Below are 17,556 nucleotides of genomic sequence, written 5' to 3' on the forward strand. Positions count from 1 at the left end.
CGAGACGGCGTCAGACGCCGATCGGGTGCCAGACCGTCTTGTGCTCCAGGAACGGGGTGATCCGCGCGAGCGACTGTGCCGTGGGCGTGCCCGGACGCAGGACGCGCTTGAGGTTCACCGCGGCCTCGGCCTCGAGGTCGCGCGCCACGTCGGGGTCGACGACGCCCGTCAGGTCGAGGGCGTTGACGTCGAGGTGGGAGGCGATCCACGGCCCGATCTCGGCGATGTCACCCGTAAGGATGTTCACCACGCCACCGGGCACGTCGGAGGTCGACAGGATCTCCGACAGCGTGATCGCCGGCAGGGGCCGCTCGTACGACGAGACGACGACGGCGGTGTTGCCCGAGAGCAGCACGGGGGCGAGCACCTCGACGAGGCCGAGCAGGGACGAGTCCTGCGGCGCCGCGATCGCGACGACGCCCGTGGGCTCGGGCGACGTCAGGTTGAAGAACGGCCCGTTGACCTGGTTGGCGTTGCCGGTGACCTGCGAGACCTTGTCGGCCCAGCCGGCGTACCAGACCCACGTGTCCACGGCGGCGTCGACGATCGCGGTGGCGCGACGCTCGTTCACACCCTCCGCGGCACGGACCTCGGCGACCAGCTGGTCGCGGCGGCCCTCCAGGACCTCGGCCACGCGGTAGAGGATCTGGCCGCGGTTGTACGGCGTGCGCTTCGACCAGCCACCGAACGCCTTGCGGGCGGCGCCCACCGCGTCGCGGGCGTCCTTGCGCGAGGCCTTCGAGGCGTTCGCCAGGAACTTGCCGCGCGACGAGCTCACCTCGTAGGTGCGGCCGGACTCCGAACGGGGGAACGCCCCGCCGATGAACAGCTTGTAGGTCTTCCGGACATCCAGGCGATCGGTCATCGTGCACCCTCCAGGTAGGAGGCCAGCCCGTGGCGGCCACCCTCGCGGCCGTAGCCGGACTCCTTGTACCCGCCGAACGGAGAGGCGGGATCGAACTGGTTGAACGTGTTGGCCCACACCACGCCGGCGCGCAGCTGGTCGGCCATCGCGAGGATCCGCGAGCCCTTCTCGGTCCACACACCGGCGGACAGGCCGTAGGGCGTGTTGTTGGCCTTCTCGACCGCCTCGGCGGGCGTGCGGAAGGTCAGCACGGACAGCACCGGGCCGAAGATCTCCTCGCGCGCGATCCGGTGGGCCTGCGTGACGCCGGTGAAGATGGTCGGCGCGTACCAGAACCCGCGCTCGGGCAGCTCGCACGGAGCGCTCCAGCGGGCGGCGCCCTCGTCGTCGCCGGTGGCTGCCAGGTCGCGGATGCGGCCCAGCTGCTCGGCGGAGTTGATCGCGCCCACGTCGGTGTTCTTGTCGAGCGGATCGCCCAGACGCAGCGTGGCCATGCGGGCCTTGAGCCGGTCGAGGACCTCCTCGGCGACGCTCTCCTGCACGAGCAGGCGCGAGCCGGCGCAGCACACGTGACCCTGGTTGAAGAAGATGCCGCGGACGATGCCCTCGATGGCCTGGTCCATCGGCGCGTCCTCGAACACGATGTTGGCGGCCTTGCCGCCGAGCTCGAGGGTGAGCCGCTTGTCGGTGCCGGCCACCGTGCGGGCGATCTCGCGACCGACGGGCGTGGAGCCGGTGAAGGCCACCTTGTTCACGTCGGGGTGCGCGACCAGCAGGCGACCGGTCTCGCCGGCGCCGGTGACGATGTTGACGACGCCCGGGGGCAGCTCGGCCTGGCGGCACACGTCGGCGAACAGCAGCGCCGACAGCGGCGTGGTCTCGGCGGGCTTCAGCACCACCGTGTTGCCGGCGGCCAGCGCGGGCGCGACCTTCCACGCGAGCATGAGCAGCGGGAAGTTCCACGGGATGACCTGGGCGGCCACGCCGAGGGAGCGGGGGTTCGGGCCGAGGCCGGCGTGGTCGAGCTTGTCGGCCCAGCCGGCGTTGTAGAAGAACCACTGCGAGACCAGGGGCACGTCGACGTCGCGCGACTCCTTGATCGGCTTGCCGTTGTCGAGCGTCTCCAGGACCGCGAACTCACGGCTGCGCTCGGCGAGGATGCGCGCGATGCGGAACAGGTACTTGGCGCGCTCGCGGCCGGGCATCGGGCCCCAGACGCGGTCGTGGGCCCGGCGCGCGGCGCGGACGGCGCGGTCGACGTCGGCCTCGTCCGCCTCGGCGACCTCGGCGAGGACCTCCTCGGTGGCGGGGTTGACGGTCTTGAACGCGGTGCCGCCGCCGTCGGTGAACTCACCGTCGATGAAGAGGCCGTAGCTGGCGGCGAGGTCGACGATGGAGCGCGACTCCGGCGCGGGGGCGTATTCGAACTTGGGCATGTCGGATCAGTCCAGGGTCACGTAGTCGGGGCCGGAGTAGCGGCCGGTGAGCATCTTCTGGCGTTGCATGAGCAGGTCGTTGAGCAGCGACGACGCCCCGAAGCGGAACCAGTCCGGGTCGAGCCAGTCCTCGCCGGCGACCTCGTTGACGACGACGAGGTACTTGATCGCGTCCTTGGAGGTGCGGATGCCACCCGCGGGCTTGACGCCCACCTGGCGGCCGGTGGCGATCCGGTAGTCGCGGACGGCCTCGAGCATGAGCAGCGTCGTGGGGAGCGTCGCGGCGGGCTGGACCTTGCCGGTGCTGGTCTTGATGAAGTCGGCGCCGGCGTCCATCGCCAGCCACGAGGCACGGCGGATGTTGTCGTACGTCTGCAGCTCGCCGGTCTCCAGAATCACCTTGAGGTGGGCGCTGCCGGCGGCCTCCTTCACGGCGACGATCTGCTCGTGCACCTTCGCGAGGTCGCCCGACAGGAACGCGCCACGGTCGATGACCATGTCGATCTCGTCGGCGCCCGCAGCAACCGCGGCGGCGGTGTCGGCCAGCTTGACCTCCAGCGGAGCGCGGCCCGAGGGGAACGCGGTGGCGACGGCCGCGACGTGCAGGCGGTCGCCCACGACCTCACGGACGAACGGCACCATGTCGGGGTAGACGCATACGGCGGCCGCGGCAGGGCACGACGGATCCGTGGGGTCGGGGCGCAGCGCCTTGGTGGCCAGCGCCCGCACCTTGCCGGGGCTGTCGGCGCCCTCGAGCGTGGTGAGGTCGACCATCGAGATCGCGAGGTCGATCGCCCACTGCTTGGACGTCGTCTTGATGGAGCGGGTGGCCAGCTGGGCGGCGCGCGCCTCGAGGCCGACCTGGTCGACGCCGGGCATGCGGTCCAGTCCCGCGGTCAGGGTCTTCGTCATCGGGCGTTCCTCTCCTTCTCGTCCGAGCGGACCGAGGCGATGCTGCGGTGCACCGCAGCCACGACGGCCTCGGCGGTGATGCCGCGCTCGGCGAGCACGAGATCACCGGCTCCGCTCGCACCGAACTCCTCGACACTCACTATCTCACCGTTCGTGCCGACGTAGCGGTGCCAGCCGGTGCCGGTGCCGGCCTCGACGCTGACGCGCGCCGTGACGGCGCGGGGCAGGACGGACTCGCGGTAGGCGAGGTCCTGCTCCTCGAACCACTCGAGGCACGGGGCCGAGACGACGCGGACGCCGATGCCCTCGCTCGCGAGGGTGTCGCGGGCCTGCAGGGCCAGGCCGACCTCCGAGCCCGTGGCGACGATGATCGCATCGGGCGTGGTGGTGGCGTCGGCCAGTACGTAGGCGCCGCGCACGGCGCCCTCGCCGGCGGGAACGGCGTCGCCGACGACCGGGACGCCCTGGCGGCTCAGCACCAGCGCGGTGGGGCGGTCGCTGCCCAGGGCGCGCGACCACGCGTCGACGGTCTCGACCCAGTCGGCGGGGCGGACCACGTCGAGGCCGGGGATCGCGCGGTGCGCCCACAGGTGCTCCACCGGCTGGTGCGTCGGGCCGTCCTCGCCGACGCCGACCGAGTCGTGCGTCCAGACGTAGGTGACGGGCAGGCCCATCAGGGCGGCGAGGCGCACGGAGGGCTTCATGTAGTCGGAGAAGACGAAGAACGTCGCGCCGAAGGGGTGCGAGTACCCGGCGAGGGCGATGCCGTTGAGGACCGCTCCCATCGCGTGCTCGCGGATGCCGAAGTGGACGAGCGTGCCGTCGGGGCCGCCGGGCCACTCGTCGCCCGCGTAGCCGGTGGGCGTGAAGCTGCGGGCGTCCTTGATCGCGACGTTGTTGGTCTCGGCGAGGTCGGCGGAGCCGCCCCAGAGCCACGGCAGCTCGGCGGAGATCTCATTGAGGACCGCGCCGCTGGCGATGCGGGTGGCGGCCTTCTGCGGCTGGGCGCGCAGGGCGGCGAGCCCCTCACGGGCCGCGGGGGTGACGTCGCGATCGCGCATCCGGTCGTGCAGGGCGGCCTGCTCGGGGTGGGCGGCGCGCCACGCGTCGTAGCGTCCCTGCCACTCCTCGCGGGTCGCGGCACCGCGCTCGCGCACACGGCGGGCGTGGTCGAGCGCCTCCTGCGGCATCGCGAAGAACTGCTCGGGGTCGAGTCCGAGGGCGACCTTCGTGGCCGCGACCTCGTCCTCGCCGGGGGCTCCGGAGTGGGCGCCGGCGGTGCCGCCGACGGTCGGCATCGGGTGGCCGATGCGAGTGCGCAGGCGGATGAAGACCGGACGGTCGGTCACGGCGAGGGCGGCGTCGTAGCCGGCGCGGATCGCGGCGGGGTCCTCGGCGTCCTCGATGTCGACGACGGCCCAGCCGTAGGAGCGGTAGCGCCCCACGACGTCCTCGGTGAAGGCGATCGCGGTGTCGCCCTCGATGGAGATGCGGTTGTCGTCCCATACGAGGATCAGGCCGTCGAGGCCGAGCGTGCCGGCGAGCGAGGAGGCCTCCTGGGAGACGCCCTCGGAGAGGCAGCCGTCACCGGCGACGCACCAGGTGCGGTACCGGAACAGGCCGGCATCGGGCTCGAGATCCGGCTCCAGCAGGGCGTGCACGCGGCGCGCCGACATCGCCAGGCCCACCGCGTTGCCGACGCCCTGGCCGAGCGGGCCGGTGGTGGTCTCGACGCCGGGGGTGTGACCCCACTCCGGGTGCCCCGGGGTGAGGCTGCCGAGCGCACGCGCCTTCTTGAGGTCGTCGAGCTCGAGGCCGTAGCCGCTCAGGTAGTGCTGCAGGTACAGCGACAGGCTCGTGTGACCGGCGGACAGGACGAACCGGTCGCGGCCCTCCCAGTCGGGGCGCGCCGGGTCGTGGCGCAGGTACTCCTGGAACAGGACGTACAGCGCGGGCGTCAGGCTGACGGCGGTGCCGGCGTGCCCGTTGCCCTTCGCCTGGACGACGTCGAGGGGCAGGATGCGCGCGTGGCGCACCGCCTCGAGGTCGAGGGGATCGCGCCAGCCGTTGGGGGAGATGTCGGTGTTCGCCACGGGTCAACCGTAGGCGTCCGTGACCCCTTTTGTCTAACGCTGCGCAAAAGTCCCGGTGGTGGCGGGTGTCACGCACCGACGAGGGTGTCCACCCGGGCGGGGGCGAGCGCCGCGTCGGCGGCCATCTGGGCAGCGCCGAGCAGGCCGGCGTCGGCGCCCAGCGGGGACGCGACGACGGTCAGGTCGGTGGTGGCGAGCGGGTGCGAGCGCTCGAAGACCCGCTCGCGGACCCCGTCGACGAGCAGGTCGCCGGCCTCCGCCAGGTCGCCGCCCACCACGACCATCGCGGGGTTCAGCACCCCGACGGCCTCGACGACGACGTCGCCGATCCGCCGGCCCGCTGCACGCAGGGCCGCGGTGGCGTCGCGGTCGCCGTTCGCCGCCAGCGCGACGACGTCGGCCGACGTGCGGACGGGGTGGCCGAGCTCGCGCAGCCGCGCGGCGATGGCCCACGCGCCCGCCGACGCCTCGGCGCAGCCCTGCTGCCCGCAGCGGCAGCGCGGACCGTCGTCGTGGGGGATGTGCCCGAGGTCGCCGGCGCCCCCGCGGGCGCCGTGCAGCACGAGACCGCGCGAGATGATGCCGGCGCCGATGCCCATGCCGACCTTCACCACCAGCAGGTCGTCGGCGCCGGGGACGGCGTCGGCGCGCAGGGCCCGGTGGACGCCCAGCGCGACGAGGTTGGCGTCCTTGTCGACCACGGTCGGTGCGCCCACGTGGGCGGCCATGCGATCGGCGACGTCGACGCCGTCCCAGCCACTCATCGTGGGTGGGCTGACGAGGCGGCCCGTGCGCTGGTCGACGGGGCCCGGCACGCCGATGGCGGCGCCCAGCACCGGCGGCGTGGTCGCGGTGACGAGGCGGTCGAAGGCGCGGGCGACACCGCCGAGCACCACGTCGGGCCCGTCGTCGATCGCGATGTCCTCGTCCAGCGCCTCCAGGACGCGTCCGCTGAGGTCGGCGAGACCGTAGCGCGCGTGGCTGCTGCCGATGTCGGCCACGAGGAGGCTGCCACGGGCCGCAGCGAGGTCGAAGACCCCGGCGGGACGCCCGCCGGTGCTGCGGTCGTCGGCCCGCGGGCGGATGAGTCCGGCGCGGACCAATCCGTCGAGACGGTGGGTGGCGGTGGCGCGCGAGAGGCCGGAGAGCTCCACCACCTGGGCCCGGGTCAGGGGTCCGTGCCGGCGGAACAGTGCGAGCGCCTCGCCGAAACCGGACACTGCTCCACCTCTCGTCACACCGCGTGATCCCTGGCGGACACCGTAGTACGTCAGTCGGTGGGCTCGCGTTCGACCAGGCGCCCGATCTGCGCGGGCTCGAGGATCCCGTCGCTGACCAGGTGCGCGAGTCCGACGAGTCCCTCGCGGGGGTGCAGGCTGCTGGCCACGATCGTCAGGTCCGCCGTCGCGAGGGGGAGGGAGCGGCTGTAGACGCGCTCGCGGATCGCCGGCAGCAGGTGGTCGCCACCCGCCGCCACGAGATGCCCGGCCAGCACGACCACCCGGGGATTGAGCAGGTTGACCGCCGTGGCGACGGCGGTGCCGATCGCCTGCCCGGCCCGGCGAGCCAGCTGGACGGCGGCCGGGTCGCCCGCGGCCAGGGCTGCGATCAGGTCGTCCTGCGAGCTCACGTCGGCGCCCGACTCCCGCAGGTCGCGCAGGATCGCCCAACCGCCGGCCCGCGCCTCGAGGCAGCCGTGGTTGCCGCACTTGCACAGCGGTCCCTCGTCGTCGCCCGGCAGCGACATGGGGATGTGGCCGAGGTCCCCGGCCGCACCGTCGGCACCTCGGTACAGCCGGCCCTCGCGGATCACGCCACTGCCGATGCCGGTGCCGATCTTGACCAGGAGGAGGTCGTCGGCCTCCGGGTGGGAGAACCGGGCCTCGCCGTAGGCCATGGCGTTCGCGTCCTTCTCGAGGAACACGGGGGAGGCGAATCGCTCGCCGAACCAGGCCGGGACGTCGAAGCGGTTCCACAGCGGCATGATCGGCGGATTCACCGACATGCCGGAGCCGCGCTTGACTGGCGCGGGCAGGCTCAGGCCGATCCCGAGGATCTCGTCGGCGCTGGTCCCGGTGTCGGCGAGAAACGTCTCGAAGCACTTCAGGATCGAGGTCAGCAGGACCTCGGGTCCGGCCGTGACGTCGGACGGCAGCTCGATCTCGGACTCGACGTCGCCACCGAGGTTGCACAGGCCCGCGCGGAACTTCGTCGCGCCGACGTCGGCCGCCAGCAGCTTGCCGCGCTCGCTGTTGAAGGAGAAGACCTCGGCGGGCCGGCCCTTCATCACCGTCTCGCGGGCCGAGCCCGAGACGAGTCGTGCCTGCAGGAGCGCATCGATCCGCAGGTTGACGGCACTGCGGGACAGCCCCGTCTCAGCCACGATCTCCGCGCGCGTCATGCCGCCCTTGCGTCGCAGGAGGGAGAGCGTCTCGCTGATTCCCTCGTCGAAGGTGGCCATGACTCCCCATTCTGGCGTTCTCGCGGCTGGTCGGGCGCTGATTTCAGTTGTTGCTTGCGCGTCTTCCACTGTGTGTCGTACATTACACAACAGAAAGTGTCGTATTAACAACACTCAAGATCAAAAGCCGCGTCAGCCGGCGCGCGATGGTGAGAGGAATCAACATGAGCATCTTCCAGACGAGGAAGAGGATGCGGGTCTCGCTCGGCGTCGTCGCCGTGAGCGCGGGACTGCTGCTGGCGGCGTGCGGCTCGTCCGACGACTCCGGCAGCGACTCCGGTGACAGCAAGGACGCCGGCGACACCAACATCGGCATCGTCATCAAGGGCTTGGACAACCCGTTCTTCCAGCACATGGAGGACGGCATCAACGCCGAGCAGAAGGAGTCGGGCGCCGACATCGAGATCCAGGCCGCCGCCTCGATCACCGACACCGCCGGCCAGGCCGACAAGCTCACGAACCTGGCGAACCAGGAGTTCGACTGCTACCTGGTCAACCCGATCAGCGGCACGAACCTGATCCAGGGCATCGCCCAGATCGCCGCCAAGGGCACGCCGATCGTCAACATCGACAACCCGGTCGAGGCCAAGGCCGCCGAAGCCGCCAGCGCCGAGATCGCCACGTACATCGGCACCGACAACGTCGCCGCCGGCAAGATGGTCGCCGACCAGCTGGCCACGCTCGACTCCGACGGCGGCGACGTCGCCACGGTCGGCGGCATCGCGGGCGACGTGACCAGCGCCCAGCGGATCGACGGCTTCAAGGAGGGTCTGGCCGACAACTTCGAGGTCGTCCAGGAGGTCGCCGCGAACTGGGACCGCCAGGAGGCCCAGACGCAGGCCGAGACGATCCTGCAGGCCAACCCCGACCTCGCTGCGTTCTTCGTGGCCAACGACGACATGGCGATGGGCGTGGCGCGTGCCGTGGCCGCCGCCGACAAGAAGGGCAAGACCCTCGTCGTCTCGGTCGACGGCATCGACGGGGTCGCCTCGGGCGACATCGACGCCGCCGTGGCCCAGTACCCCTTCGTCGTGGGCAAGATGGGCCTCCAGGCCTGTGAGGCCGCAGCCCTCGGTGAGGAGCTGCCGGAGAAGGTCGACACCCCGATCGCCCTCATCACGCCGGACAACGCCAAGGAGGCCCAGGACGCGTTCCCGGAGCCCCCGAACGAGTACGACAACCCCTTCGCGGACCTGCTCGGCCGCTGACGTGACCGGTGCGGGCGGGAGTCCGCCTCCCGCCCGCACCGTCCGTCGAGAATCCGGAGACCACACATGACCACCACCACGGCACCCCCGGCATCGCGCGGCACGGCCGCCGTCGAGCGGCTGCGCCAACCCTCGTTCTGGGTCGAATGGGCGTCCGTCCTCGGACTCGTCGTCCTCGTGGCGATCTTCACCGCCCTCGACTCCCGATTCCTCAGCTCGGGCAACATCAAGGCGATGCTGCTGGCCTCGGCGATCCTGACGATCCTGGCCGTCGGCCAGTCCTTCGTCATCCTCACGGCGGGCATCGATCTGTCGATCGCCTCGACCATGACCTTCGCCGCCGTCGCGTTCGGGATGGCGATGACGAGCGGCAAGGGCCTGTTCCTGTCGTGCCTCGTCGCGGTGCTGGCCGGTGCCGCTGTCGGCCTGGTGAACGGCTTCCTCATCGCCAAGGGCGGCATCACCGACTTCATCGTCACGCTGGGCGCCCTCTCGGCCGCCTCCGGACTGGCGCTCATCCTGTCCGACGGCCGCCCGATCACCGTCATCAGCGCGCCGCTGTTCAAGCTCTCCGCCGGCGGCTTCGGGATGATTCCCTACACCTTCCTCATCGCGATCGGCGTCGCCGTCCTCGCCCACCTGGTGCTGTTCTCCACGCCGTTCGGCACGCACGTGCTGGCGACCGGCGGTTCGGTCGACGCGGCGCAGGCCACGGGCGTCCGCACCGCGCGGGTCAAGATGGCCGTCTACCTGATTGCCGGCGTCCTGGCCGGGCTCGCCGCGATCCTGCTCGTGGCGCGGGTCGGCTCGGCCGAGCCCGCGGCGAACACGACCTTCCTGCTGAACTCCGTCGCGGCGGTCGTCCTGGGCGGCGTCAGCCTCTTCGGCGGCAAGGGCTCGATCAAGGGGCCGGTGTTCGGCGCGCTGCTGCTCACCGCCCTGGCCAACGGGCTCACGCTGCTCGGCGTGTCCCAGTTCTACCAACCGCTCGCCGTCGGCATCGTCGTCGTCGGCGCGGCCTTCCTGACGAGGTTCGAGAAATGACGACCACCAGCACCGAGCAGCAGGTCCGGCCCAAGGGCGACGTCCTGCTGGAGGCCGAGGGCGTCTCCCTGTCCTTCGGCTCCGTCCGCGCGCTGGCCGACGTGTCGGTCCAGGTCCGGGCCGGAGAGATCACGGCGCTCGTCGGCGACAACGGCGCGGGCAAGTCGACGCTCGTCCGCTGCATCGCGGGCGTGCACACCGCGGACGAGGGGACCATCCGGTTCGACGGCGAGGTCGTCGCGTTCCACGCGCCCGATCAGGCCCGCAACGCTGGGATCGAGACCGTGCACCAGAACCTCGCGCTGGTCGAGGACCTCACGGTGTGGCAGAACCTGTACCTCAACCGCGAGGTCACGGGCGGCTTCGGGCCGTTCACCTACCTGAAGAAGCGCACGATGCGTGCCGGTGCCCAGGAGATGGTGTCGAAGCTGGCCGTGAACGTGCCCGCCGTGACCTCCACGGTGCGCCGGCTGTCGGGCGGCCAGCGGCAGGCCGTGGCGATCTGCCGCGCCGCCGGGTTCAGCTCGAAGCTCGTCATCATGGACGAGCCCACGGCGGCCCTGGGCGTCCAGGAGACGGCGCGCGTCGAGGAGCTCATCCTGCGACTGCGCGACGAGGGCCACGCGGTCCTGCTCATCAGCCACAACTTCGACCAGGTCGTGCGGCTGTCGGACCAGGTCTGGGTGATGCGCGCCGGGCGCTGCGTCGCCGGACGCCGGACCGCCGAGACCACCGGCGAGGAGATCGTCGGCCTCATCACGGGGGCGATCTCGCAATGACCACCACCGACCACCAGGAGACCACCACCGTGAACCAGCGCAACCCCATCGGCGTGCACGCCCTCGTCTGGGTCGGCGGCACGCGCCCCGACGAGATCGCCGAGGCCGTGCAGCGGACGAAGGCGGCGGGGTACGACCTGCTCGAGCTGTCCCTGCACGAGATGGACGTGCTCGACGTCGAGGACACCCGCCGTGCCGTCGAGGAGGCCGGCCTTGCCGTCGCCTGCTCGCGCGGCCTGGCGTTCGACGCCGACGTCTCCAGCGACGACCCCGACGTGGTCGCCCGAGGCGAGAAGATCCTGCACGAGTCGCTCGACGTCGTGGCCGGACTGGGCGGCTCCATCCTCACCGGTGCCCTCTACAGCGCCCTCGGCAAGTACGGCCGCCCGCTGTCCGACGCCGGCCGGGCGAACGTCGTCTCGGTGCTGCGCTCCCTCGCGCAGGAGGCCGCCGGGCGCGGCGTGCGCCTGGGCCTGGAGATTTGCAACCGCTACGAGACCAACGTGATCAACACGGCGCGGGACGCGCTGCGGCTGGCCGACGACATCGGCGAGGACAACGTCTTAATCCACCTCGACACGTACCACATGAACATCGAGGAGTCGGACTTCGTGACGCCCGTGCTCGACGTCGCCGACCGCCTCGGCTACGTGCACATCGGCGAGAACCACCGCGGTTACCTGGGGTCCGGATCGATCGACTTCCCGGCGTTCTTCCACGCGCTGTCGCGGGTGGGCTTCACCGGGCCGATCACGTTCGAGAGCTTCTCCTCGGCGGTCGTCAGCCCGACCCTGTCCAACGACCTCGCCGTCTGGCGGTCGCTGTGGACCGACGGTGACGACCTGGCTCGCCGGGCGCACGCCTTCATCGACACGCACCTCGCGGCGTCGGCCTCGATCGACGCGTGACGGCGCGGTCATGAGCCGACCGTGCGTCCTGGGCCTGGATCTGGGCACGAGCGGCGTCAAGGCCGTGCTGGTGGGGGAGGACGGCTCCGTCCTGGCCCGGGCGGACCGCGGCTACGACGTCGACTCGCCGCACCCGCACTGGGCCGAGACGGACCCGGCTCAGTGGGAGGCCGCGGCACGTGACGCGGTGAGTGCCGTTCTGGCGTCGGTGGACGTCGAGGTCCTGGCCGTCGGGATCGACGGGCAGATGCACGGAACCGTCCTGGTCGACTCCGAGGGGGAGCCCGTGCGGCCCGCCGTCCTGTGGCCGGACGGTCGCGCCACCGCCGAGCTGGCGCAGTGGCAGGACCTCCCGGCGGCGCGGCGCCGTGCCCTCGCGAGCCCGCTCGCGCCGGGCATGACCGGGCCGGTCCTGGCCTGGCTCACCCGCCACGAGCCGGACGTCGTGGCACGGGCCCACCGGGTCCTGCTGCCGAAGGATTGGCTGCGCACGCGCCTGGTCCCGGGGGTGTTCGTCACGGATCCCTCCGACGCGTCCGCGACGCTCGCCTGGGACCTGGAGCTCGACGAGTGGAGCGGCGCGGTCCTGGAGGCGACGGGCATCAGGCCCGACCTGCTCCCCGAGGTCGTTCCCTCGGATGCGGTCGTGGGGCAGCTGGCCGCCCCGGAGGCGTCGAGCTGGGGACTGCCGCCCGGCATCCCGGTCGTCGCCGGGTGCGCCGACGCCGCAGCGACGCTCGTCGGCTCCACCTCGACCCCGGGCCGCCTCATCGTGACCGTCGGGTCGGGCGCCCAGGTCGTCCTACCGGGCATCGCGCCGGTGTTCGACGGCGAGATCACCCACCACACGTACCGAGCGGCGGACGGCGGCGCCTACGCGATGGTGGCGGTGATGAACGCCGGCATCGCGCTCACGCGGGTGGTCTCCCTGCTCGGGGGGACCTGGGACGACCTGTACGGCGACTACGACCGCAGCCGGCCCGTTCCGGGCTTCGTGCCGTTCCTGTCGGGCGAGCGGCTGCCGACGTCGGTCCCCGCCGGGTCGGGCCGCTGGTTCGGGCTCGGTCTGGAGACCGAGCGTGCCGACCTGTTCGCCGCCGCGCTCGAGGGCCTCTGCTTCACGATCCGTCGCGGCATCGAGTCCATGCCGGCGGTCGCCGACCCGCTGATCGACGTGGCGGGTGGCGGCACCCGGTCGACCGTGTTCGCCCAGCTGCTGGCGGACGTGCTCGGCCGCGACCTGTGCCGCGTCGACCTCGAGGACGCCACGGCCGTCGGCGCCGCCCGGCTGGCCTTCGGCGCGGCCGGACTGCCGCTCCCGGCCGTGCGGGAGCGCACGGGGTCCACGGTCAGCCCGGGGGAGCCGGGGCCGCTGGAGGAGCGTTACGCCCGCTTCGTGGCGGAGCTCGACCGGTGACGGGCTTCGAGCCCGTGCGCTGGGCCGTCGCGGGCTGGGGCGTCGGAGGGCGGGTGTTCCACGCGCCGCTGATCCGCTCGGCCGACGGCCTGGACCTCGTCGCGGTGGTGTCGACCAATCCCGAGCGCGGCCGCGAGGCCCGCGCGGACGGACTCGAGGTGGTGGAGGAACTCGCGGCCCTGCGTGAAGCGGGTGTCGAGGGCGTGACGATCACGACCCCGGCCGGCACCCACGCCGATCTCGCGGTCGAGGCGCTCGGCCTGGGACTCCACGTCGTCGTGGACAAGCCCTTCGCGACCACGGCCGACGACGCGCGGCGCATCGTCGCCGCCGCCTCGGGCGACACGGTGCTGACCGTCTACCAGAACCGCCGGTGGGACGGGGACTTCCTCACGATCGAGCAGCTGGTGCGCGACGGTGAGCTCGGCCGGGTCGATCGCCTCGAGTCCAGGATCGAGCGGTTCCGGCCCGACCTCCCACGGTGGACCCGCGACCACACGTCGCAGGCGGGCGGGGGCGTGCTGGTGGACCTCGGCCCTCACCTCATCGACCAGGCGGTCCACCTGCTGGGGCCGGTACGGCAGGTCTTCGCCGATCTCGCCACGCTCGGTGAGGACCGGGTGAGCGAGGACGACTCGATCGTCATGCTGCGGCACGGCAGCGGAGCGAGGTCGACCATCGTGGCGTCGGTGCACGCGGCGGCGGAGGGTCCACGGTTCCGCGTCTCGGGCACACACGGTGGCCTGCGCATCGAGGGGTTCGACCCTCAGGAGGACCAGCTGTTCGCGGGCGAGAGCCCTCGCACGGCGGGGGCACGCTGGGGCGAGGACGATCCGGGACGCACACTGCTGTTCGAGGGGGCCGACGGCGCGCAGCGCCGCCCCTTGGCCCGCGGCCGGTGGGACACCTTCTACCCGGCCGTGGCCGCGGCGATCCGCGCCGGATCCGAGGTGCCCGTGCCCGCGTCGGACGCGGTGCACGTGGCCGAGATCTTCGACGCGGCCCGGCTGAGCGCGGCCGAGGGCCGGTGGGTCCACCTGCCGTCACCGGCTAAAAATTGACAGGCACGCCGGTGGCGCTGAGGCTTGAAGCAAGGCGACGTCGTTCGCCGCGGCGGGCTGTGTGGCCCGTCCGAGGACGCCGCCGTCGGGGACTCCCTCGTCGTGAGCGCGGCAAAGTCGCACTCCCTCGGCTCCTCTGCCGCAGACTCCGACGCCCCGACGGCGGTTCCTCTCTGCTCAGGCCAGCCGCAGGTACGCCTTCAAGTCGGCGATGATCGCCTCGACCGTCGCGGCCGCCGTGTCGCGCGCGTCGTCCACGGAGCCCTCCACCGCGACGACGGCCTCCACGTAGCACTTGAGCTTCGGCTCCGTGCCGGACGGACGACAGATGATGCGGCTGCCCCCGGCGAGTGCGAGGCGGATCCCGTCGGTGGGCGGCAGTCCCTGGTAGCCGGCGGCGAGGTCGTCGACCGACGTCACGGGCACACCGGCGAGCGTGGTGGGTGGATCGGTGCGCAGGCGATCCATCGCCGCCGCGATGATCGCGAGATCGTCGACCCGCACGGCGAGCTGGCCGGTGGCGTGCCAGCCGTGCTGGCGGTAGATGTCGTCGAGCAGGTCGAGCAGCGTGCGCCCCTGCGCCTTCAGCGACGCGGCGAGCGACATGATCAGCAGCGCCGCGGAGATGCCGTCCTTGTCGCGGGCGATGTGCGGCGCGACGCAGTAGCCGAGGGCCTCCTCGTAGCCGAAGACGAGCCCCTCGACCTTCCCGATCCACTTGAATCCGGTGAGCGTCTGCCGCCACGGCTGCCCGTGCGCCGCGGCCTGCCGGCCAAGGAGGTCGGACGAGACGATCGAGCAGGCATAGGTGCCCTCGATCCCGCGGGTCAGCAGGGACTCGGCGAGCAGGGCGCCCACCTGGTCGCCGGTGAGCATCCGGTGACCGTCGGCGGTGCGCACGCCCACGGCGCACCGGTCGGCGTCGGGGTCGTTCGCGATGACGACGTCGGCGTCGACCGATGCCGCCAGCGCGAGCACGAGGTCCATCGCGCCTGGCTCCTCCGGGTTCGGGAACGCGACCGTGGGGAACGCCGGATCGGGCTGCAGCTGCTCGGTGACGGTGTGCGGTGCCGGGAAGCCCGCCCGCTCGGCCGCGGCGGCGAGCAGCCGGCCGCCGACCCCGTGCATGGGCGTGTAGGCCACGACGAGGTCGCGCGGACCGTCGGGGACGAGGGCGGCCACGGCATCCAGGTAGGCCTCGGCCACGTCGGCGCCGAGGACGGCGTAGCCGTCGTCACGGGGCAGCTCGTCGACGCGCCCCACCGCGTCGATGGCGGCGGCGATCTCGGCATCGGCGGGAGGCACGATCTGGCTCGTGTCGGCGAGGTAGACCTTGTAGCCGTTGTCGCGGGGAGGGTTGTGCGAGGCGGTGACCATGACGCCCGCCGACGCGCCGAGGTGTCCGATCGCGAACGCCAGCACCGGGGTGGGGAGGTGGTCGGGCAGCAGCATCGCGCGTACGCCGGCCGCCTGCATGATCTCGGCGGTGTCGCGGGCGAAGACGTCGGAGTTGGTGCGGGCGTCGTAGCCCACCACCACGCTGGGGGACTCGGCCGTCGCCAGCAGGTGCTGCGCCAGCCCGGCGGCGGCACGTGCCACGGTGACGCGGTTCATCCGCATCGGCCCGGCGCCGAGCTCGCCCCGGAGTCCGGCGGTGCCGAACTGCAGCCGGCCGGCGAACCGCGCCGCGATCTCGGTCTGGTCGCCGGCGTCGATCAGCGCGGTCAGCTCGTCACGGGTCTGCGGGTCGGGATCCTGCGAGATCCAGTCCCGGGCAGCGTCGATCGGGTCCATCCGACCACGGTAGCGGGAGGCGACCGCCGATCGGCGGCCTCGGTCAGACGCGGGGCAGCAGGTCGGCGAGCAGGGCGCCCATGCGGGTGGCGGCGGACTTCCCGGCCTCGAGGACCTCCTCGTGGTTCAGCGGCGCGTCGGAGATGCCCGCGGCGAGGTTGGTGACGAGCGAGATGCCCAGCACCTCCATGCCCGCCTCGCGCGCGGCGATGGCCTCGAGCGTCGTGGACATGCCGACCAGGTCGCCGCCGAGGATGCCGGCCATCCTGACCTCGGCCGGCGTCTCGTAGTGCGGTCCGGGGAACTGCACGTAGACGCCTTCGTCGATGGACGGGTCGACCTCGCGGACGAGGTCGCGCAGGCGCTGGGCGTAGAGGTCGGTGAGGTCGACGAAGTTGGCGCCGACGATCGGCGAGGTGGCGGTCAGGTTGATGTGGTCGCGGATCAGCACGGGGGTGCCGGGCGTCCACGCGGGGTTGAGCCCGCCGCAGCCGTTCGTCAGCACCATCGTGCGGACCCCGGCCGCCGCGGCCGTGCGCACGCCGTGCACGACGGCGTCGACGCCCTTGCCCTCGTAGAAGTGGGTGCGGCCCAGGAACACCAGCGCCCGCAGGTCGCCCACGCGCACCGAGCGGATGGTGCCGCCGTGACCGGCGACGGCCGACTTGCTGAAGCCCGGCAGCTCCTCGGTGGGCACCTCGAACTCGGGCTCGCCGAGGGCGTCGGCGGCAGGCAGCCAGCCGGAGCCCATCACGAGGGCGACGTCGTGGTCGCCGCCTCCGGTGCGGTCACGCAGGGCGGTGGCGGCTTCGCTGGCGAGGTCGTAGGCGTTCACCCGAGCCACCCTACCGACGGCGATCCGGCCCGGGACGGCCCTCACGATGACGAAACGGTTGCGATTCGGCGACCTCCGTGGCGCCCCCGCCGCGGGACGCACGTCGGCGCCGGGGCGCGTACTCTACGGACGTGCCGAAGATCATCGGGGACTCCCTGGAGGAGCACCGCGCCGCCATGCGCCGGCGGGTCTTCGCCGCCCTGGTGGAGCTGCTGCGCGACCGGCCCTTCGACCTGATCACGATGGCCGACCTGGCGGCGCACGCCGAGGTCGGGCGGTCGTCGCTGTACAACCACTTCAAGGACAAGGAGGCCGTCGTCGTCGCGTTCGCGACCGACGAGACCTCCCGCTACCTCGCCGAGCTGAACGAGTCGCTCGCCAGCCGGACCTCCCCGACCGAGCGCCTCGAGACGTACGTGCGCCACCACGTCGACACGTCGAAGGACTTCCACATCGGCCTCGGCCCCGAGCTGCGGGCGATGCTCTCGCCCGAGTCGGTCATGGCGATGCGCGAGCACGTCGTCGCGGTCGAGCAGGTGCTGCGCCAGATCCTCGTCGACGGGGTGGCCCAGGGCGAGTTCGTCGTGGACGACGTCGACGCCACGGTCTCGCTGCTGCACGCCACCCTCTCGGCCCGCCACGCGTCGGCGGACACCACCACGCGGTTCGTGCTCGCCGCCGTCTCCGCCACCTGACGCCGCCGTGCCCCGCCCCGGGAACGCCGAAGGCCCCCGTCGAGGGAC

At 72.4% G+C, this 17,556-nt stretch carries 15 protein-coding genes; 7 read left to right on the forward strand and 8 right to left on the reverse strand.

Features of this window, described 5'->3' with window-relative positions:
- Positions 1-10 precede the first annotated feature (10 nt).
- The 6 genes from ACY1JX_RS12655 to ACY1JX_RS12680 form a co-directional block, all read right to left on the reverse strand.
- A complete protein-coding gene (locus ACY1JX_RS12655) occupies positions 11-865 on the reverse strand; it encodes an aldehyde dehydrogenase family protein (RefSeq protein ID WP_462564175.1) in 855 nt (284 codons plus the stop codon).
- Positions 862-2,301 carry an aldehyde dehydrogenase family protein gene (locus ACY1JX_RS12660; protein ID WP_181752731.1) on the reverse strand — a complete coding sequence of 480 codons (1,440 nt, stop codon included), beginning with the start codon at positions 2,299-2,301 and terminating at the stop codon, positions 862-864. Before ACY1JX_RS12660 ends, ACY1JX_RS12655 begins: the two co-directional genes overlap by 4 nt.
- Positions 2,302-2,307: 6 nt before the next feature.
- On the reverse strand, positions 2,308-3,213 hold the full coding sequence (gene deoC / locus ACY1JX_RS12665) for a deoxyribose-phosphate aldolase (RefSeq protein ID WP_181752729.1): 906 nt from the start codon (positions 3,211-3,213) through the stop codon (positions 2,308-2,310).
- Positions 3,210-5,306, reverse strand: coding sequence for a transketolase (gene tkt, locus ACY1JX_RS12670; RefSeq protein ID WP_462564176.1), 2,097 nt, complete (start codon positions 5,304-5,306; stop codon positions 3,210-3,212). Before tkt ends, deoC begins: the two co-directional genes overlap by 4 nt.
- A gap of 68 nt (positions 5,307-5,374) precedes the next feature.
- A complete protein-coding gene (locus tag ACY1JX_RS12675) occupies positions 5,375-6,526 on the reverse strand; it encodes an ROK family transcriptional regulator (protein WP_462564177.1) in 1,152 nt (383 codons plus the stop codon).
- A 50-nt stretch (positions 6,527-6,576) separates the two neighbouring features.
- Complete coding sequence (locus ACY1JX_RS12680; RefSeq protein ID WP_181752722.1) at positions 6,577-7,767, reverse strand: ROK family transcriptional regulator; 1,191 nt, start codon at positions 7,765-7,767, stop codon at positions 6,577-6,579.
- A gap of 164 nt (positions 7,768-7,931) precedes the next feature.
- On the opposite strand from ACY1JX_RS12680, the gene ACY1JX_RS12685 reads away from it, so the two are divergent.
- The 6 genes from ACY1JX_RS12685 (at position 7,932) to ACY1JX_RS12710 (ending at position 14,184) form a co-directional block, all read left to right on the forward strand.
- Positions 7,932-8,975, forward strand: coding sequence for a substrate-binding domain-containing protein (locus tag ACY1JX_RS12685; RefSeq protein ID WP_181752720.1), 1,044 nt, complete (start codon positions 7,932-7,934; stop codon positions 8,973-8,975).
- A gap of 66 nt (positions 8,976-9,041) precedes the next feature.
- Positions 9,042-10,019: an ABC transporter permease gene (locus ACY1JX_RS12690; protein WP_462564178.1), complete on the forward strand. Its 978-nt coding sequence runs from the start codon at positions 9,042-9,044 to the stop codon at positions 10,017-10,019.
- A complete protein-coding gene (locus ACY1JX_RS12695; RefSeq protein ID WP_181752717.1) occupies positions 10,016-10,798 on the forward strand; it encodes an ATP-binding cassette domain-containing protein in 783 nt (260 codons plus the stop codon). The genes ACY1JX_RS12690 and ACY1JX_RS12695 overlap by 4 nt, the downstream gene beginning before the upstream one ends.
- Positions 10,795-11,706, forward strand: a complete 912-nt coding sequence (locus ACY1JX_RS12700; protein ID WP_462564179.1) for a sugar phosphate isomerase/epimerase family protein — start codon at positions 10,795-10,797, stop codon at positions 11,704-11,706. Before ACY1JX_RS12695 ends, ACY1JX_RS12700 begins: the two co-directional genes overlap by 4 nt.
- Before the next feature lie 10 nt (positions 11,707-11,716).
- Entirely contained in the window at positions 11,717-13,123 is a 1,407-nt protein-coding gene (locus ACY1JX_RS12705; protein ID WP_462564180.1) for a xylulokinase, read from the forward strand.
- A complete protein-coding gene (locus ACY1JX_RS12710) occupies positions 13,120-14,184 on the forward strand; it encodes a Gfo/Idh/MocA family protein (protein WP_462564181.1) in 1,065 nt (354 codons plus the stop codon). Before ACY1JX_RS12705 ends, ACY1JX_RS12710 begins: the two co-directional genes overlap by 4 nt.
- A 177-nt stretch (positions 14,185-14,361) precedes the next feature.
- On the opposite strand, the gene ACY1JX_RS12715 is transcribed toward ACY1JX_RS12710, so the two are convergent.
- Both ACY1JX_RS12715 and ACY1JX_RS12720 read right to left on the reverse strand, forming a co-directional pair.
- Positions 14,362-15,978, reverse strand: a complete 1,617-nt coding sequence (locus tag ACY1JX_RS12715; RefSeq protein ID WP_462564182.1) for a phospho-sugar mutase — start codon at positions 15,976-15,978, stop codon at positions 14,362-14,364.
- Positions 15,979-16,021: 43 nt separating this feature from the next.
- Complete coding sequence (locus ACY1JX_RS12720; RefSeq protein ID WP_462564183.1) at positions 16,022-16,822, reverse strand: purine-nucleoside phosphorylase; 801 nt, start codon at positions 16,820-16,822, stop codon at positions 16,022-16,024.
- A 122-nt stretch (positions 16,823-16,944) separates the two neighbouring features.
- Here ACY1JX_RS12720 and ACY1JX_RS12725 point away from each other — a divergent pair, with 122 nt between their 5' ends.
- On the forward strand, positions 16,945-17,508 hold the full coding sequence (locus tag ACY1JX_RS12725; RefSeq protein ID WP_181752705.1) for a TetR/AcrR family transcriptional regulator: 564 nt from the start codon (positions 16,945-16,947) through the stop codon (positions 17,506-17,508).
- Positions 17,509-17,556 lie beyond the last annotated feature (48 nt).

Source organism: Aeromicrobium sp. JP4 (assembly GCF_054957925.1).

What these genes read in the sequence shown, in the direction of transcription:
- ACY1JX_RS12655 (WP_462564175.1), bottom strand. Translation starts at nt 865, where the DNA reads ATGACCGATCGCCTGGATGTCCGGAAGACCTACAAGCTGTTCATCGGC.
- ACY1JX_RS12660 (WP_181752731.1), bottom strand. Translation starts at nt 2,301, where the DNA reads ATGCCCAAGTTCGAATACGCCCCCGCGCCGGAGTCGCGCTCCATCGTC.
- deoC (WP_181752729.1), bottom strand. Translation starts at nt 3,213, where the DNA reads ATGACGAAGACCCTGACCGCGGGACTGGACCGCATGCCCGGCGTCGAC.
- ACY1JX_RS12680 (WP_181752722.1), bottom strand. Translation starts at nt 7,767, where the DNA reads ATGGCCACCTTCGACGAGGGAATCAGCGAGACGCTCTCCCTCCTGCGA.
- ACY1JX_RS12685 (WP_181752720.1), top strand. Translation starts at nt 7,932, where the DNA reads ATGAGCATCTTCCAGACGAGGAAGAGGATGCGGGTCTCGCTCGGCGTC.
- ACY1JX_RS12690 (WP_462564178.1), top strand. Translation starts at nt 9,042, where the DNA reads ATGACCACCACCACGGCACCCCCGGCATCGCGCGGCACGGCCGCCGTC.
- ACY1JX_RS12695 (WP_181752717.1), top strand. Translation starts at nt 10,016, where the DNA reads ATGACGACCACCAGCACCGAGCAGCAGGTCCGGCCCAAGGGCGACGTC.
- ACY1JX_RS12700 (WP_462564179.1), top strand. Translation starts at nt 10,795, where the DNA reads ATGACCACCACCGACCACCAGGAGACCACCACCGTGAACCAGCGCAAC.
- ACY1JX_RS12705 (WP_462564180.1), top strand. Translation starts at nt 11,717, where the DNA reads ATGAGCCGACCGTGCGTCCTGGGCCTGGATCTGGGCACGAGCGGCGTC.
- ACY1JX_RS12715 (WP_462564182.1), bottom strand. Translation starts at nt 15,978, where the DNA reads ATGGACCCGATCGACGCTGCCCGGGACTGGATCTCGCAGGATCCCGAC.